This is a genomic window from Yersinia sp. 22-579, from assembly GCF_030433455.1.
Classification (GTDB): Bacteria; Pseudomonadota; Gammaproteobacteria; order Enterobacterales; family Enterobacteriaceae; genus Yersinia; species Yersinia enterocolitica.
Genome location: NZ_JAUJTZ010000021.1, coordinates 42,717 through 60,051 on the forward strand (window position 1 = coordinate 42,717; position 17,335 = coordinate 60,051).

Here is a 17,335-nt window from a genome sequence, read left to right on the forward strand (position 1 = left end):
ATAGCTGTTTTGCAGTGTAGACAGCCAGATGATTGAAAACAAGCAGGATCAGGGACTGGATCATGATCGAGGTCGCAACAGAATTTATGACTCGCTACGGTGATGGGAAACCCAATCAATCAGGATGTTACACCATGAAAACTACGTTTTTGTCTCTCTGCTTTCTGCTGTTTTTTCCGCTGACCGGTTACAGCTGGCAAACAGCAGTGACCCATATTTCATTCCATGACCTCCAACGCAATCGACAACTTGATAGCATCATTTACACCCCCACGGCTGATCAAGGGGAAACCCACTTGCTAAGTGATACTGCCGTTTTCCGGGGCATTTCTGTTTTACCCAACGCTCCCCTTGCTGAGGGTAAATTCCCGTTGGTGGTACTCAGTCATGGCAGTGGAGGCAACAATACCAGCCTGGCGTGGTTGGCCGATAAACTGGTGCAGCAAGGTATGGTGGTGGTAGCCGCTAATCATCCGGGCAGTACCACCGGAGATTCAATCCCAGCACAATCAGCTCAATTATGGTTACAAACTGAAGATATCTCTTTTATCATCAGTTCGTTACTGTCAGACCCGCGCTGGAAGTCAACCTTGGATGAGCAAGCTATCGGGGTGATAGGCCATTCAAAAGGAGGCTACAGTGCTATCGCGGCATTAGGAGCTACACTTTCCCGCCCGTATTTTATTGCAAGCTGTCAGCAACAACCTGACCAGCCTAATTGCCAGTTTTATACCCGTGCAGGCGTGAAGTTAGACCAGTTGTCTGCTGATAAACTTGAAGGAAATTATGCAGATAAACGCCTGCGTTTTGCGATTGCGTTAGATCCGGGGATGATTCCTTTTTACCAAAAAAGCAGCTTGCTTCACTTAAGCGCTCCACTGCTACTGATCAACGCCGGCTATTTTATTTCACCGAGTGAATCCCTGAATCTGGGCGGAGCAACATGGGTAAAACAACTGAATCAGCCAGGTATTACCGCTGTGACGTTAACCAATAGTGGGCATTTTGATTTTCTACCGCTATGTAAACCGGCGGCGGCAGCTATTTTGGCAGAAGAAGGAGAAGCCTTTATTTGTGCAACACCGGCAATTGAAAGGGAGAAAATACATCAGCAGACGGTTCAACAAATAATCACTTACCTTCAGCAACTACATATTTTACATTGAGATTAGATAACAGAATCAGTGAGGAACAACGCACAGGCGAGTAATACACCACACAGAGTCATCACACTAAAAATCAGTTCGAACAGATAGCGATTGATCATGATGGTTAGCCTACAAAAAAAGACACCCGGTATTAACCGGGTGCCTGGAATTGGCTAGACTGTGCGGGACAATGTCGCCCGCATTCCGGCGTTATTATGCAGCTGGAGCTGTAGCTGATTTTTTAGCAGTTTTGTGGTGTTTTTTAGCGGCTTGTGCTTTTTGTGCTGGTGCTTTTTTCACGTGTTTTTTAGCAGCCTGTGCTTTTTGAACTGGGGCTTTTTTCACAGCTTTTTTAGCGGCTTGTGCTTTTTGAACTGGGGCTTTTTTCACTGCTTTTTTAGCGGCCTGTGCTTTTTGAGCCGGTGCTTTTTTCACAGCTTTTTTAGCAGCCTGTGCTTTTTGTTCGGTAGTTTGTTTAGTCGCTTTGTGTTTTTTATGATGAGTTGCTTTAGCTGGTGCAGCTTTTTCTACGGCTGGAGCAGCAGTAGTGCTGGTTGCAGCTGGTGCTGCTGTAGCGGCCGCAGTTGTTTCGGCAGCGAAAGCAACAGAAGACAGACCCATGGTTGCAGCAACGATCAGCGCTAATACTTTTTTCATTTTAAAATCCTCAGAGTTTGTTTCGCTAAGCCCCCGGTGGGGCCGTTGGAAGAATCATAGAGGAATGGATTTTTTCTTTCCGTGAGTGATTGGTTTCGCTGAGTAACCAAATGTACAAAGCATGTTCTGACTATTTATAGTCTATTCGGATTACTCCTGAAGCTGATTGCCCCTTGCTGTGATGGTCTACGCTTAATGTTCATCAAGCAAAACGGAGAGTCAAATGTTCAAGAAATCAGAAAAAGTAGCAAGAGATCTCGATCAGGACGTGACCCTTCTGGCAGATACTCTCGACGATGTTTTACGCTCATCGGGCGACAAAACAAAAGAAGAGCTGGCCAAGGTGCGCCACAATGCTGAAGGTGTATTACGTGATGCACGAGCGCGTTTTAGCGGCTCGACCAGCTTGAAACAGCATGCACGTGATGTTGCCGGTAATGCTGATAATTATGTGCATGACAAACCTTGGCAAGGTGTCGGTATTGGTGCTGCCATAGGCCTGGTACTGGGTGTGCTGCTGGCCCGCCGCTGATATCTGTTCGCAGACCGATAAACTGACAGCTCCCTCATTGCTGTGTCTACTGTAGTTTTTGCTGTTTGCTTATCGGTGGCCCGAGTGATATTCACTGCGGGCCATGTTTTTATAACGCCAAATGATTTTTATTAACCTCAATAATTTTCATTTTCACGCCCCGCTAAAATTACCTTTGCCAGCTTTGCCACCTGTTTATCGACCTCGGTTTCAGAAATAAAATTGGTAAATCCCATCAGCAGTGCATTATCCACCCGGCTATTTTTTTCTAATGCCCAATCTGATACCGCTTCAATCGCCAGCCCCTGGCGTTGTGCCCGCGCGGCAACCATGCTGTCAGAAAAACGCTTATCCAACCGCGCCAATAATTGAATACCACCCGCCTGCTGTTCAACCTCAACAACTCCCACCAGTTGCCGCATAAGGCTGGCGGCCAATATTTCACGGCGCTCAGCATATAAATGACGCATACGTTTAAGATGGCGATAAAAGTGCCCCTGACCAATAAACTCCGCCACACTGGCCTGTATCAGTGGCGGGCTGGCACAGCTACGCAGTTGGCAACGGTGGTTAAAAACAGCCACTTGCTCAGGCGGTACCACCAGATAAGCCAGCCGCAGTGCCGGAAACATCACTTTACTGAAAGTCCCGGCATACAGCACTCGCCCATGTCTATCCAGGCTCTTTAACGGGGGAAGCGGCCGCCCCTGATAGCGAAACTCGCTATCATAATCATCTTCAATAATCCATGACTGCTGTTGCTCAGCCCACTCCAGCAGTGCAATGCGCCGCGCTAAGCTGAGTGCCACCCCCAACGGGCTTTGATGCGCTGGCGTGATAATAGCAAAGCGAGCATTGGGGCAATCATGGATAGCAGCCGTCACATCCATACCATCGCTGTCCACATTGACCGGATGCGAAATAAGCCCGGCCTCACGGATCAATTGCTGAGTGGCAGGATATCCGGGGTTCTCCAGCCAACCGCTATCTCCCGGCTTCAATACCGTATTAACCACTAGATCCAGTACCGACTGATAACCCGAGCAAATAAATACCTGCTCAGGTTGGCAGTTGAAACCACGAGATAACTGCAAATAATGGGCAATTGCCTCACGTAACGCCGGTAATCCGGCGGCGGGAGGGTGCCCGAGTGAGGTGATGGTCAGATTATGCACCTGTTTGGTGATGAGTCGCCCCCATTGCGCGCGTGGAAAAGCATCCAACGCGGGTAGCCCCAGCTGGAAAGGGCGTGCCATCATACGATCAGCCGAGAGAGAATGATTAATCACTACGGGTTGTTCGTCTGGTTCTACAATTTTCAATGGTGATAGAGGCGCATCGAGTAATTGAGCTGAAACATAAGTCCCCCCCTGCCCGCGGCTTTGCAAGAAACCTTCAGCAATCAGTTGGGCATAGGCATTTTCCACCGTTCCCCGCGCCACACCCACTTCGCTGGCCAGCACCCTCACCGAAGGCAAGCGCGTATCCGGTAGCAAAGTGCCCTGCACAATTGCATCTTTAATACGCTGATAAATCTGGCGATATACCGGGTCGTTATGTTGGCGATCCAGCTTAAGCAGATGTGAAAACATCTTCATCATGGCCCACTAAAATAAGTCATTTATGGCCCTATAGTATAGGTCATGGTGTTGCTAGAGTAGCGGCTTATTGAAGGGCCAACATCATAGGTACATATCATGGTTGAACAACGTCTGTATTTTTCCGAACTCTCACCGACTACCTACAAAGCGCTGGTGAGCGCCTCTATGTCTCTCGATAAAAGTTCGTTGCCAAAAACGCTGATAGAATTGATTTTTATGCGGGTATCACAGATCAACGGTTGTGCATTTTGCCTGGATATGCACGGCAAATTCTTGCGCGACCATGGTTTTGATAACGCTAAAATGGATGTCATCGCGGGCTGGAAACTCAGCAATCTTTTTAGTGAAGATGAGCGTGCTGCATTAGATTGGGCGGAGGCAGTGACTCATATCACCACCAGCGGCACACCTGATAGCACCTTTAATGTATTGAAAGCGCATTTTACTGATGCTCAGATTTCTGATTTAACTTTCGCTATCAGCATCATGAATGCATTTAACCGATTAGCGGTCAGTCTGCGTCAGTAAGCACTTCCCCATCGCCGCCCGGCAATAAAATATTTTACCTCCCTTTATTCCCTTGGAATTTGTCGCCAGCCCGGTGCTGGCGGCTTCATCTCTCAAATGTGCATAACTCATAGCAAATGACTACATATAGTGTGGTTGAATTAAATAAACACTAGATATAGTATCTAATTTATCACTCGCGAGAATGAAATCGGGGTTGATAATCAGGGGCTGGAGGTCGAGACACACCAACAATCTGCTAAGCCTGCCTTTTCTTAAGATAAGATGAGAATACGAATCATGAGTATTATTATTTACAGTAAACCTGATTGTGTCCAGTGCAATGCAACCTATCGCGCTTTCGATAAACAAGGGATCACTTATCAGGTTATTGATTTAACTGAAGACTCACAGGCTTTAAACCACGTTAAATCTCTTGGTTATCAGCAGGTTCCGGTGATTGTCGCCGGTGAGGATCATTGGTCTGGTTTCCGCCCAGACAAAATAAGCGCATTGGCTCAGGCAGTCAGTGCCTGATGAGGGTCAAAAAATGAATCCGTTGGTGTATTTCTCTAGTTCTTCGGAGAACACCCACCGTTTTGTCGGGAAGCTGGAGCTACCGGCAATACGTATTCCCATTGCGGGGGCGCGGGAAAAGTTACGAATGGAGCAGCCCTATATTTTGTTGGTACCCAGTTATGGTGGAGGCAGCCCAGTCGGCGCGGTGCCTATTCAGGTGATTAGATTTCTCAATGATCCCCATAACCGTTCATTGATCCGCGGTGTGATTGCTGCGGGTAACACTAATTTTGGCGACGCCTATTGCCTGGCGGGGAAAATTATTTCCCAAAAATGTCAGGTTCCTTATCTGTATCGCTTTGAACTACTGGGTACAGCAGAAGATGTGGCAAACGTGCGCAAGGGAGTAACTGAATTTTGGCAACGACAGAACTGAGAATCACCGATTCATCCAGCAGTGAACTTGACTATCACTCACTGAATGCGATGTTGAACCTCTATGATGCTGATGGGCGTGTCCAGTTTGATAAAGACCGCCTGGCTGCAAGGCAATATTTCTTGCAACACGTGAATCAAAACACGGTGTTCTTCCATAATTTACAGGAAAAACTCGATTATCTGGTGGAAGAGGGATACTACGAAAAAGAAGTGCTGGAAAAGTATGACTTCAGCTTTATCAAGAGCTTATTCCAACAAGCCTATAGCAAAAAGTTTCGCTTCCCGACCTTCCTTGGCGCGTTTAAGTACTACACCAGCTATACCCTGAAAACCTTTGATGGTAAACGCTATCTGGAGCGCTATGAAGACCGTGTTTGTATGGTCGCCCTGACATTAGCTGCGGGTAATCAGCAAGTTGCGCGAGATTTAGTCGAAGAGATCATTACTGGCCGTTTCCAACCCGCCACGCCAACCTTCCTCAATTGCGGCAAGAAACAGCGCGGTGAGCTAGTCTCCTGCTTCCTGCTGCGCATTGAAGACAATATGGAGTCCATTGGTCGTTCCATTAACTCGGCACTGCAATTATCTAAACGTGGCGGCGGTGTCGCTTTCCTATTGACTAATATTCGAGAAGTCGGCGCGCCGATTAAACGTATTGAAAATCAGTCATCTGGCGTCATCCCTATCATGAAAATGTTGGAAGATGCTTTTTCCTATGCCAATCAACTGGGTGCACGCCAAGGGGCCGGGGCAGTCTATCTCCATGCTCACCATCCGGATATTTTGCGTTTTCTCGACACCAAACGCGAAAATGCCGATGAAAAAATACGGATTAAAACCCTGTCACTGGGTGTGGTTATCCCCGATATTACTTTTGAGTTGGCGAAGAATAATGAAGAAATGTACCTGTTTTCGCCTTATGACGTAGAACAGGTTTACGGCGTTCCTCTGTCTGAAATCAGTGTCAGTGAAAAATACCGCGAGATGGTCGATGATAAGCGCATCCGTAAAAGCAAAATTAAAGCACGCGAGTTTTTCCAGATACTGGCAGAGATCCAATTTGAGTCCGGTTATCCCTATATGATGTTTGAGGATACAGTGAACCGGGCCAACCCGATCAAAGGCCGGATTAATATGAGTAACCTGTGTTCGGAAATTTTGCAGGTTAATTCACCAACCGAATACAACGATGACCTTAGCTATCGCCATATTGGGAAGGATATCTCCTGTAATCTTGGCTCACTGAATATAGCCCACACAATGGATTCACCAGACTTTGGTAAATCGATTGAAACCGCCATTCGCGGGCTGACGGCTGTCTCTGATATGAGCAATATCCGCTCAGTGCCATCAATTGAAAAAGGTAATCAGGAATCCCATGCTATTGGCCTCGGGCAGATGAATCTGCACGGCTATCTGGCGCGCGAACGTATTTTCTATGGCTCAGAAGAAGCGCTGGATTTCACCAATATCTATTTCTACACCGTGGCATATCACGCCATCCGCGCTTCTAACCAGCTGGCGATAGAACGCGGCAGCCACTTTAAAGGTTTCGACCAATCGACTTATGCTTCGGGTCACTATTTCACCAAATATATCGAGCAAAGCTGGCAACCTAAAACAGCTAAAGTGAGTGCGCTATTTGCCCAAGCGGGTATTTCCGTTCCGGATCAACAAGATTGGGCAGCACTGCGCCAGTCCGTGATGGAGCACGGGATTTATAATCAGAACTTACAGGCGGTGCCTCCGACTGGATCTATTTCGTATATCAATCACTCGACCTCCAGCATCCACCCGATTGTCTCTCCAATCGAGATCCGCAAAGAAGGCAAGATTGGCCGGGTGTATTATCCAGCGCCTTATATGACCAACGATAATCTTGAATATTATCAGGATGCTTATCAAATCGGGCCGGAGAAAATCATCGATACCTATGCCGAAGCGACCCAGCATGTCGATCAGGGGCTGTCGCTGACTCTGTTTTTCCGCGATACCGCCACGACCCGCGATATCAATAAAGCGCAGATATATGCCTGGAAGAAAGGGATTAAAACCATTTATTACATCCGACTGCGTCAGATGGCGCTTGAGGGGACGGAAGTTGAAGGCTGTGTTTCCTGCTCGCTGTAATAAATAAAAATGGCTAATAAGGATGTGATGATATGAATACAACAAAAACGATAAAACACGTTAGTGCCATCAATTGGAATAAAATTGAAGACGATAAAGACCTGGAAGTATGGAACCGCCTGACGGCTAACTTTTGGTTGCCGGAAAAAGTCCCGCTATCAAATGACATTCCTTCTTGGGCTAAACTAACGGCTGATGAACAGCAACTGACTATTCGGGTTTTTACTGGGCTGACATTGCTCGATACTATTCAAAATACGCTGGGTGCACCGGCACTGATTAAAGACGCCATCACTCCCCATGAGGAAGCAGTATTTTCCAATATCAGCTTTATGGAAGCCGTACACGCCCGCTCTTATAGCTCCATATTTTCTACCCTGTGTATGACATCGGATGTGGACGAGGCCTATCGCTGGAGTGAGGAGAATGGCCCGCTGCAAAAGAAAGCCGATATTATCCTTCAGCATTATAATAATGACGACCCACTGAAGAAGAAAATTGCCAGTGTATTTCTGGAGTCATTTCTATTCTATTCCGGATTCTATTTACCTATGTATTGGTCAAGCCGCGCTAGATTAACCAACACCGCAGATCTTATTCGGCTGATTATTCGCGACGAGGCAGTTCATGGCTATTATATCGGCTATAAATTCCAGAAAGGATTGGAGAAAGTAGATAATAATCGCCGTCAGGAAATAAAGAATTTCGCTTTCGATTTGTTGCAGGACTTATATGACAATGAAGTGCACTATACGGAGAGCCTATATGATGGGGTTGGCTGGACAGAAGATGTCAAAAAATTCCTCCATTACAATGCAAATAAAGCATTAATGAATTTGGGTTATGAAGCCCTATTCCCCGCTAGTCAGGCTAATGTTAACCCGGCCATTTTGGCAGCTTTATCACCCAATGCTGATGAAAATCACGATTTCTTCTCTGGCTCTGGTTCGTCATATGTGATCGGTAAAGCGGTCAATACTGAGGACGAAGACTGGGATTTCTAAGCTTTTCCACCTCACAAAAACTCCCCTTTTCGCTAATATAACAAAGGGGAGTTCTCCCTCCCTTGCGACCAGAGCAGGATGGCCAGATTCCCCCAGCCAAATCTAAAACTTCATCTTATCCCCCATTTGGCTACAGGCCAGAGTATCAGGGGGATTCAGCACTTTCATTGCAGGAAATACATTCTCAATAATATAGAAAATATATTGCCTATATATGTGCAATATTCACACTATTAACACTCTAATTAGCCATTAGATTCATTATCAATATTAGCCAATTTATCTAAAGTAAAAAACCATAGTATTAACGCAGGTAAATTAACAAGTTAAAAACTTATATATTGGGATGAGGACTATTGCAAAAATGATTATAGGAACATTGAGGGTTGTCTCAGATTCTCATTGTGTTAGGGTATATGGCGCTCTATTTTTTCATCAGGATAATATTGATCGAATAAACATAATTCAAAATTGACAGAGGAATACACCAGCTGCATGGCAATTAAACTCGAAGTAAAGAACTTATATAAAATATTTGGTGAGCATCCAGAACGGGCTTTTAAACTGCTTGAATCAGGTAAGAATAAAGAGCAGATATTTGCCAAAACTGGTTTGTCCGTTGGCGTTAAAGATGCCAATCTGGCCATTGAAGAAGGCGAGATATTCGTCATCATGGGGTTATCCGGTTCCGGTAAATCCACCCTGGTACGCCTTCTCAATCGTCTGATAGAACCCACTCGTGGTGAAGTGCTCATCGATGGCGAAGATATTGCCAAAATATCTGATAGTGCCCTGCGCACCGTACGCCGAAATAAGATAAGCATGGTCTTCCAATCCTTTGCATTAATGCCCCATCTGAATGTGCTCGATAACACAGCATTCGGTATGGAGTTAGCTGGCGTGCCGCAAGCGGAACGTCATGAAAAAGCCTTGGAAGCCTTACGCCAGGTGAGTCTGGAAAGCTACGCTCATTCTTATCCCGACGAGTTGTCAGGTGGGATGCGTCAGCGCGTAGGTTTAGCCCGCGCGATGGCCAATAACCCCGATATCCTATTAATGGATGAAGCCTTCTCAGCACTCGACCCATTAATTCGTACTGAAATGCAGGATGAATTGGTCAAGCTACAGGCCAGGCATCAACGAACGATTGTCTTTATTTCTCATGATCTGGATGAAGCCATGCGTATCGGCGATCGCATTGCCATTATGCAAGGCGGCGAAGTAGTACAAGTCGGAACACCGGATGAAATACTTAATAATCCGGCAAATGACTATGTACGCACCTTCTTTCGTGGTGTCGACATCAGCCACGTCTTTAGTGCCAAAGATATCGCGCGTCGTCGTCCGGTATCCTTGATCCGTAAAACACCGGGTTTCGGCCCTCGTTCAGCGTTAAAACTGCTTCAGGATGAAGACCGCGATTACGGCTATGTGCTGGAGCGCGGGCAGAAGTTTATTGGCGTGGTATCGATAGATTCACTGAAAAAAGCATTGGCAGAGAACCAATCACTGGATAGTGCCCTATTGGCTGATCCAGCACCGGTTCCGGCAGATATGCCTCTCAGTGAGTTGATTTCACTGGTTGCACAAGCTCCGTGCGCGGTTCCTGTGGTCGGTGAAGACAACAGCTATATCGGTATTATTTCCAAAGCCATGCTGTTGCAGGCCTTAGATAAGGAGACGCCAAATGAGTGATCAAATCCAAAGTAGCACCCCCGTAGACAGCAACCCGTGGGCGACGGATGCAGCAACTTCAGCAGCACCGGTCGCGACCGACTCTGCCACTCAGACCTTGTCAGCCGCTGCTGACCCCTGGGGAGCGAGCATGGCCGAGGGTAGCCGTGCCGCAGGCAGCGCGAGCCATGAGGTTGCTTCTCAGGCCGTACAGAGCCAAGCGGCACAAAGTACCGATTGGCTAAACAGCGCTCCGGCAGCAGCGCCTGAACATTTTAGTCTGATGGACCCATTCCATAACACCTGGGTGCCACTGGATTCGTGGGTTACCCACGGTATTGATTGGGTGGTGCTGCATTTCCGCCCGCTGTTCCAAGGCATTCGCGTGCCAGTTGATTTCATTCTCAGTGGCTTCCAACACTTATTGCTGGGTATGCCAGCACCGGTGGCGATTCTGGTTTTCGCCTTGATCGCCTGGCAGTTCTCTACCCTGGGGATGGGGGTGGCAACCTTGGTTTCCCTGATTGCCATCGGCGCGATTGGTGCCTGGTCGCAAGCGATGGTGACGCTGGCACTGGTTCTGACTTCGCTGTTCTTCTGTATTCTTATCGGGCTACCCCTCGGGATATGGTTGGCGCGCAGTAATAACGCTGCACGAATTATTCGGCCTTTACTGGATGCGATGCAGACCACGCCAGCCTTCGTTTATCTGGTGCCCATTGTCATGCTGTTCGGTATTGGTAATGTCCCGGGTGTCGTAGTAACCATTATCTTTGCCCTACCCCCAATTGTTCGCCTGACTATTTTGGGGATCAAGCAAGTACCAGCAGATCTTATAGAAGCTGCGGAATCCTTCGGTGCTAATCCACGCCAGATGCTGTTCAAGGTGCAATTACCGCTGGCGATGCCAACCATCATGGCGGGTGTCAACCAGACCTTAATGCTCGCATTATCGATGGTTGTTATTGCTTCAATGATTGCCGTTGGTGGGTTAGGCCAGATGGTGCTGCGCGGCATTGGTCGCCTTGATATGGGGCTAGCCGCTGTCGGTGGTGTCGGTATCGTAATTTTGGCGATTATCCTTGACCGCCTGACCCAATCATTAGGCCGTGACCGCCGCAGCAAAGGCGTTGGCCGCTGGTATGCCACTGGCCCTATCGGGCTAATCACCAAACCATTCCGTAACACTAAGTAATCTCAATTCATTACGCTCAATGTCATCCCCAAAGTCATTGGCGCTGCGGCAAGGCAGCAAGCGAGTAAATCCCGATGAGCTTACATCAGTAAGTGATTCGGGTGCGTGAGCGCCGCTAACACAGCTGCAGTGTCAAGGACGAAGGGGATAAGGGGAAAATTATGCGCACGACTGGAATCTGGGCCTTGGCCCTCACCACACTGATAAGCACTCAGTTATCCGCCGCAGAATTACCGGGCAAAGGCATCACTGTCCAACCACTGCAAAGCACCATTTCGGAAGAAACCTTCCAGACCTCGCTGGTCAATAAAGCGCTGGAGAAGCTCGGTTACGACGTCCAGCCAACCAAAGAAGTTGATTACAATGTCGCTTACTCTTCTATTGCCGCAGGTGATGCGACTTATCTGGCCGTAAACTGGGAGCCGCTGCATAATGATCAATACGCAGCCGCAGGTGGCGATGCCAAATTCTACCGTCAGGGTAACTTCATTGAAGGGCTGGCGCAGGGCTATTTGATCGACAAAAAAACTGCTGATAAATATCATATTACTAATATTGAGCAGCTAAAAGATCCGAAAATTGCCAAACTGTTTGATGCCAATAACGACGGCAAAGCGGATCTCACCGGCTGTAATCCTGGCTGGGGTTGTGAAGCTCCGATTAACCACCAGATCCAAGCCTATGGCCTCAGCGATACGGTAACCCACAATCAGGGTAACTATGCCGCCATGATTGCCGATACCATCACGCGCTACAAAGAAGGCAAGCCAATCCTGTATTACACCTGGACGCCATATTGGGTCAGCGACGTACTGGTTCCCGGCCGTGATGTGGTGTGGTTACAGGTGCCGTTCTCTTCCCTGCCGGATAAAACTATCGACACCCAGCTTTCTAACGGTGCGAACTACGGCTTCCCACCGAGTGTGATGCATATTGTCGCCAACAAAAAATGGGCTGAAGCTAACCCTGCCGCCGCCAAGCTGTTCTCCATTATGAAGTTATCAATTAATGATGTGAATGCTCAGAACATGCGGATGCATGCCGGTGAATCCTCAGATGCCGATATCGAACGTCATGTGAATGGTTGGATCCAAGCTCATCAGGCAACCTTTGATGGCTGGGTGAAAACAGCCGCTGAAGCGGGTAATACGAAAGCTACGCAGTAAATTCTAAATGGATTTATTGAGCTGTTAGCCAAGGGGGAGTTCTATTATTTTTCCCCCTGCGGCTTCAAGTACCAGGGGTATACCTAAAGTAATTGGAGTTGCAGGTAGGCAGCAAGCGAATGCATCCCAATGAGCTTACACCGGTAAGTGATGTGGGTAAGTGAGCGTAGCTAACACCCCTGCGGCTTCAAGTACGAAGGGCATAGATACAACGAAGCCCTGAGTTAGCAATAACTCAGGGCTTCTGAATGTTGGCGGTGCGGACGGGACTCGAACCCGCGACCCCCGGCGTGACAGGCCGGTATTCTAACCGACTGAACTACCGCACCACGCTGCTGTTCCGGTTAAGAACGAGTGGAATATTACGTATGCAATACAATCTCGTCAACACTTTTTCCAGTAAAATAAACCGTTTGCACAGTTTTTCATCTGGATATCACTTTATTCAGCGTTTATGCTGTCGTCCGTCTCTAGTGGCATACGCCAGAGACAGCTACCGCCCTTTTTCATCACCAAATCCAGACGTGACTCATGAGCGGCTAACTCATCTTCAGCGGCATAAATTATTTTCAGTCCAGATGCTGGCCGGGTAATACGCTGGATATCGTCTGAGGAATTATTTTGCGACTGATCACCTTCCATTGAGAAAGACAGTGATGTCTGCCCGCCGGTCATCGCCAGATAAACTTCTGCCAGAATTTCGGCATCGAGTAACGCGCCGTGCAATGTTCGCTTGGTATTATCTATCTGGTAGCGATCGCACAGGGCATCAAGGTTATTGCGCTTGCCTGGGAATAAACGGCGCGCCAGTAACAAGCTATCGGTAATGGTACAGAAGGTTTCAGTTTTCGGAATGTCCTGCTGCAACATTCGGAATTCGTAATCCATAAAGCCGATATCAAACGCCGCGTTATGGATGACTAACTCAGCACCGCGGATAAACTCGATAAACTCCGGTGCAATATCCGCAAAAGTGGGTTTATCAGCTAAAAACTCGTCGCTGATACCATGAACCCCGTAAGCTTCCGGATCGACCAGACGGTCAGGTTTGATATAAACATGAAAATTTCTGCCGGTCAGACGACGGTTGATCACTTCAACTGCGCCGATTTCAATAATCTTATGGCCTTCATAATGAACGCCCAGCTTATTCATACCGGTGGTTTCAGTATCCAGAACAATCTGTCTGGTCGGTGTAACTTGCATATTGCCAGTGCTCATAGCGCTCGTTTATGTCAGACTTAACTTTTAATCAGATAGGAAGAGTCTACCAGAGATGACTAAACAGGTAGAAATTTTCACCGACGGATCTTGCCTTGGCAATCCAGGCCCCGGTGGTTACGGCGCAATTTTGCGTTACAAACAGCATGAAAAAACCTTTAGCGCTGGCTATTTCCTGACAACAAACAACCGCATGGAACTAATGGCTGCTATCGTGGCGCTGGAAGCGTTGACCTCACCTTGCGAAGTCACTCTTAGCACCGACAGCCAATATGTGCGCCAGGGGATTACTCAGTGGATTCATAACTGGAAAAAGCGCGACTGGAAAACCACCGACCGCAAACCGGTGCGTAATGTCGATTTATGGCAGCGACTGGATCTGGCTATTCAAACCCATCAAATACAATGGGAGTGGGTAAAAGGCCATGCGGGACATCCGGAAAACGAGCGTTGTGATGAACTGGCCCGTGAAGGCGCAAACTCACCGACGTTAGAAGATACCGGTTATAACCCCAATTAACCTTTCAACCTTAATGTGACTGCACCATCAAGGTTGATCACGATAGCTTTTCGTTGCCCCAACAGCTCGGCTGAACCACGGTTTACGCGCGCCGAACTTCATCGGATTAAACGTTAACGGAATAGTGCGTTTGCGGGCAACAATCAAGCTGACACACCCCAACGCCGGTAGATGGGTGCTGATAAAGCGCCCACCTTCTTTATGCCACGGCAACACATGAAAGCGCGACAAATATAAAACTTCATAATTTAATAAACTGAGCCAATCCAATAAGCGCATTTGAGTAAACATGCGGCTAACATGGGGTTGCCGCTGGCGCAATAACGGCACCAACTTCCCTGCCCCTAAGAGACTCATTGGATTAAAGTTGCTGATAACCAACCAGCCGTCATCAATCAGCACCCGATCCACCTCACGTAAAATGCGGTGTGGATCAGCAGCATAGGCTAAAGTATGGGACAGTAAGCAAGCATCTACCGATTTTTCAGCAAAAGGTAACTGATATGGGCTGGCAAACACCTGCATATTTTTGCCCTGCTCCCCTACATTCACCTGATGGGAGATAGCGCATTTATCGCTGGCGATTTCAGCACTCAAATGGCCTATCTTCAGTAAGTGGAAACCAAAGAATTTCGGCCACCAGGGCTGCAACTGCTGTTCAATTGCCGCACGATAATACTCTCCCCAAGGTAACTCAGCCCAAGATGCGGGCGCATCGATCTTTTGGCGTGTTTGTGCTGGTTTCATGTTTTAACGTCTTCTTTCAAACTGTTGCCAATAAAAGAGGTATCTAATGAATCTTATCAGCATTCCAGCATTTCAAGACAATTACATTTGGCTATTGGCAGACACACAAAAGCACTGTGTCATTGTTGACCCCGGTGAATCAGCCCCCGTACTGGCCGCACTGAGTCAAGGCCAGTACCTTCCTCAGGCCATATTATTAACCCATCATCATAACGATCACGTTGGGGGTGTCGCTGATTTGCGCCGCCATTTCCCCGAAATTCCGGTCTATGGACCACAAGAAACCGCAAATAAAGGCGCGACAATAATTGTAAATGGGGGTGATCACCTGAGTATTGATGGCCAAAACTACCAGGTTATTGCCGTTCCCGGCCACACCCTTGGGCATATCGCATACTACAGCAAACCTTATCTTTTCTGTGGTGATACGCTGTTTTCCGCCGGCTGTGGCAGACTATTTGAGGGCACTCCGGCGCAAATGTACGCGTCTATTCAACAGCTCGCACAACTCCCCGATGAAACCTTAATTTGCAGCGCGCATGAATATACTCTCGCAAATCTTAAGTTTGCCCGTTTTATTCTGCCCTCAGATCAAGACATTGCTACATATCAGCAGCAAATCATGCAATTACGAGCAAAAAACCAACCTAGCTTACCCGTAAAATTGCAAATTGAGCGGAAAATTAATGTTTTTTTACGTTGTGATGACATTGATTTACAAAGAAAAATAGGTGTAATGTCTCCACCGGACTCACTTGTCTCAGTTTTTTCCGAATTACGTGCACAGAAAGACCGCTTCTGAGCTTTTAGTTGTGTTTTTTATCGAAGCAAAGTATGATTGGTCGTCTTTTAAGCAACTACATTGACACACACATGAAGACCAAAGCGATATTTCTCGCCTCAGTCTTGCTTGTTGGGTGCCAGACGTCCAAGGTGGGCGTTCAGGCTCCTGTACAGCATGCACAGAGTTTGTCTTCGGCAGGTCAAGAGAGTGAAGCAGGAGAGTACACAAATAGCGCCCGAGTGGGCAGCGCGCGATGGCTGGATAGTGAGAGTGGCCTCGCGCAGCAAGATTTGTGGAACTTCATTAGCGACGAGCTGAAGATGAAGGTTCCGGAAAATTCCCGGATCCGTGAACAGAAGCAAAAATACTTAAAAAATAAGAGCTATCTCCACGATGTAACATTACGGGCAGAGCCGTACATGTACCTGATAGTCGAGCAGATTAAGAAACGTAATATGCCGATGGAATTGGTACTGCTACCCATAGTGGAGAGCGCTTTTGACCCACACGCGACATCATCCGCCAACGCCGCAGGGCTGTGGCAGATAGTGCCAAGTACCGGTCGAAATTATGGCTTGAAACAAAACCAATGGTATGACGGCCGCAGAGATGTGGTTGCTTCTACCAAAGCAGCGCTTGATATGATGGAGCGCCTGAACAAGATGTTTGACGGTGACTGGTTGTTAACAGTCGCTGCGTATAACAGCGGTGAAGGCAGAGTCATGCAAGCGGTGAAAGCAAATAAGGCAAAAGGTAAACCGACGAACTTTTGGGCATTGTCGCTTCCTCGTGAAACGTCAATTTATGTTCCAAAAATGCTGGCCTTGGGTGATTTAATCAAGAATAGCAAAAAGTACGGTATAAACTTGCCTGACACTGACAAAGACCGTGCACTAGCACGAGTTGATGTTGGTCAGCAGATAGAGCTAACTCAGGCGGCTGAGATGGCGGGGATGTCACTGACAAAGTTGAAATCCTTTAATTCTGGGTATAAGCGCAATGTAACGGCACCAGCTGGACACGGTCCTCGTTATATCATGTTGCCGAAAGCCCATGCTGAGCAGCTTAAAGATTCATTGGCAGATACTGATATTGCCGCCGTTCAACCAACTAAGTTGGCACAGAACAGCACAAAATCGGCATCAAGTTCGCAGTATAAAGTTCGCCCCGGCGATACCTTATCTACGATTGCCAAGCGGTTGAATATCAAGACCAGCGATTTGCAGAGTTGGAACAACTTAAGTACCAAGAGTACCTTAAAAGTTGGGCAAACCCTGCAACTGGCAAGCAATACAACCAGCAGCAACAGCATCACCTATCAGGTTCGTAAAGGTGATTCTTTTGCCAGTATTGCCAAGCGTCACGGTGTAAACACCGACGATGTGATGCGATGGAATTCGGTAGTCAGCAAAGCTAATAAATTGCTGCCAGGTTTGAAATTGACGCTGTTCGTTAACGGCAAATCAACCCCGGACGCATAAAGTCAGAATCG

Annotated in this window: 17 protein-coding genes and 1 tRNA gene; 13 read left to right on the forward strand and 5 right to left on the reverse strand. The window is 47.5% G+C overall.

Annotated features, from left to right (window positions below; translation table 11 throughout):
• The first annotated feature begins 62 nt into the window (after nt 1-62).
• Entirely contained in the window at nt 63-1,166 is a 1,104-nt protein-coding gene (locus QSV56_RS20120) for a hypothetical protein (protein WP_074010684.1), read from the forward strand.
• 195 nt (nt 1,167-1,361) lie between these two features.
• Here the strand turns inward: QSV56_RS20120 and asr are convergent, their stop codons facing one another.
• Nucleotides 1,362-1,805 carry an acid resistance repetitive basic protein Asr gene (gene asr, locus QSV56_RS20125; RefSeq protein WP_019082117.1) on the reverse strand — a complete coding sequence of 148 codons (444 nt, stop codon included), beginning with the start codon at nt 1,803-1,805 and terminating at the stop codon, nt 1,362-1,364.
• A 223-nt stretch (nt 1,806-2,028) separates the two neighbouring features.
• Between asr and QSV56_RS20130 the strand changes: the two genes are divergently transcribed.
• Nucleotides 2,029-2,337, forward strand: a complete 309-nt coding sequence (locus QSV56_RS20130; protein ID WP_019082116.1) for a YqjD family protein — start codon at nt 2,029-2,031, stop codon at nt 2,335-2,337.
• Between the two features lie 137 nt (nt 2,338-2,474).
• Here QSV56_RS20130 and QSV56_RS20135 read toward each other — a convergent pair whose 3' ends face one another.
• Nucleotides 2,475-3,938, reverse strand: a complete 1,464-nt coding sequence (locus QSV56_RS20135; protein ID WP_076707441.1) for a PLP-dependent aminotransferase family protein — start codon at nt 3,936-3,938, stop codon at nt 2,475-2,477.
• Nucleotides 3,939-4,034: 96 nt separating this feature from the next.
• On the opposite strand from QSV56_RS20135, the gene QSV56_RS20140 reads away from it, so the two are divergent.
• The 8 genes from QSV56_RS20140 to proX all read left to right on the forward strand — a co-directional run bounded on the left by QSV56_RS20140 (nt 4,035) and on the right by proX (nt 12,571).
• On the forward strand, nt 4,035-4,466 hold the full coding sequence (locus QSV56_RS20140) for a carboxymuconolactone decarboxylase family protein (RefSeq protein ID WP_019083848.1): 432 nt from the start codon (nt 4,035-4,037) through the stop codon (nt 4,464-4,466).
• A 279-nt stretch (nt 4,467-4,745) separates the two neighbouring features.
• The gene (gene nrdH / locus QSV56_RS20145; RefSeq protein ID WP_019082113.1) at nt 4,746-4,982 is read left to right on the forward strand and encodes a glutaredoxin-like protein NrdH; all 237 of its coding nucleotides are present in this window, start codon (nt 4,746-4,748) and stop codon (nt 4,980-4,982) included.
• A gap of 13 nt (nt 4,983-4,995) precedes the next feature.
• Nucleotides 4,996-5,400, forward strand: a complete 405-nt coding sequence (gene nrdI / locus QSV56_RS20150) for a class Ib ribonucleoside-diphosphate reductase assembly flavoprotein NrdI (protein ID WP_005164331.1) — start codon at nt 4,996-4,998, stop codon at nt 5,398-5,400.
• Complete coding sequence (gene nrdE, locus QSV56_RS20155; protein WP_046694643.1) at nt 5,382-7,532, forward strand: class 1b ribonucleoside-diphosphate reductase subunit alpha; 2,151 nt, start codon at nt 5,382-5,384, stop codon at nt 7,530-7,532. The genes nrdI and nrdE overlap by 19 nt, the downstream gene beginning before the upstream one ends.
• Nucleotides 7,533-7,564: 32 nt before the next feature.
• Nucleotides 7,565-8,536 carry a class 1b ribonucleoside-diphosphate reductase subunit beta gene (gene nrdF / locus QSV56_RS20160; protein ID WP_019082110.1) on the forward strand — a complete coding sequence of 324 codons (972 nt, stop codon included), beginning with the start codon at nt 7,565-7,567 and terminating at the stop codon, nt 8,534-8,536.
• 495 nt (nt 8,537-9,031) lie between these two features.
• Nucleotides 9,032-10,231: a glycine betaine/L-proline ABC transporter ATP-binding protein ProV gene (gene proV, locus QSV56_RS20165; protein WP_019083851.1), complete on the forward strand. Its 1,200-nt coding sequence runs from the start codon at nt 9,032-9,034 to the stop codon at nt 10,229-10,231.
• Nucleotides 10,224-11,405 carry a glycine betaine/L-proline ABC transporter permease ProW gene (gene proW, locus QSV56_RS20170; protein ID WP_019082108.1) on the forward strand — a complete coding sequence of 394 codons (1,182 nt, stop codon included), beginning with the start codon at nt 10,224-10,226 and terminating at the stop codon, nt 11,403-11,405. Before proV ends, proW begins: the two co-directional genes overlap by 8 nt.
• Nucleotides 11,406-11,566: 161 nt before the next feature.
• Nucleotides 11,567-12,571, forward strand: a complete 1,005-nt coding sequence (proX, locus tag QSV56_RS20175; RefSeq protein WP_019082107.1) for a glycine betaine/L-proline ABC transporter substrate-binding protein ProX — start codon at nt 11,567-11,569, stop codon at nt 12,569-12,571.
• 252 nt (nt 12,572-12,823) lie between these two features.
• On the opposite strand, the gene QSV56_RS20180 is transcribed toward proX, so the two are convergent.
• A tRNA-Asp gene (locus tag QSV56_RS20180) sits at nt 12,824-12,900 on the reverse strand.
• Nucleotides 12,901-13,012: 112 nt separating this feature from the next.
• Entirely contained in the window at nt 13,013-13,777 is a 765-nt protein-coding gene (gene dnaQ, locus QSV56_RS20185; protein ID WP_019083854.1) for a DNA polymerase III subunit epsilon, read from the reverse strand.
• 70 nt (nt 13,778-13,847) lie between these two features.
• Between dnaQ and rnhA the strand changes: the two genes are divergently transcribed.
• Nucleotides 13,848-14,312: a ribonuclease HI gene (gene rnhA / locus QSV56_RS20190; protein WP_019082105.1), complete on the forward strand. Its 465-nt coding sequence runs from the start codon at nt 13,848-13,850 to the stop codon at nt 14,310-14,312.
• A gap of 27 nt (nt 14,313-14,339) precedes the next feature.
• Here rnhA and QSV56_RS20195 read toward each other — a convergent pair whose 3' ends face one another.
• Nucleotides 14,340-15,059 carry a class I SAM-dependent methyltransferase gene (locus tag QSV56_RS20195; protein ID WP_019083855.1) on the reverse strand — a complete coding sequence of 240 codons (720 nt, stop codon included), beginning with the start codon at nt 15,057-15,059 and terminating at the stop codon, nt 14,340-14,342.
• Nucleotides 15,060-15,105: 46 nt separating this feature from the next.
• Between QSV56_RS20195 and gloB the strand changes: the two genes are divergently transcribed.
• Together gloB and mltD are read left to right on the forward strand one after the other, a co-directional pair.
• Entirely contained in the window at nt 15,106-15,861 is a 756-nt protein-coding gene (gene gloB, locus QSV56_RS20200) for a hydroxyacylglutathione hydrolase (RefSeq protein WP_019083856.1), read from the forward strand.
• 71 nt (nt 15,862-15,932) lie between these two features.
• Nucleotides 15,933-17,324 (forward strand): murein transglycosylase D, encoded by a 1,392-nt coding sequence (gene mltD, locus QSV56_RS20205; protein WP_026018127.1) that lies wholly within the window; start codon nt 15,933-15,935, stop codon nt 17,322-17,324.
• Nucleotides 17,325-17,335: the final 11 nt, after the last annotated feature.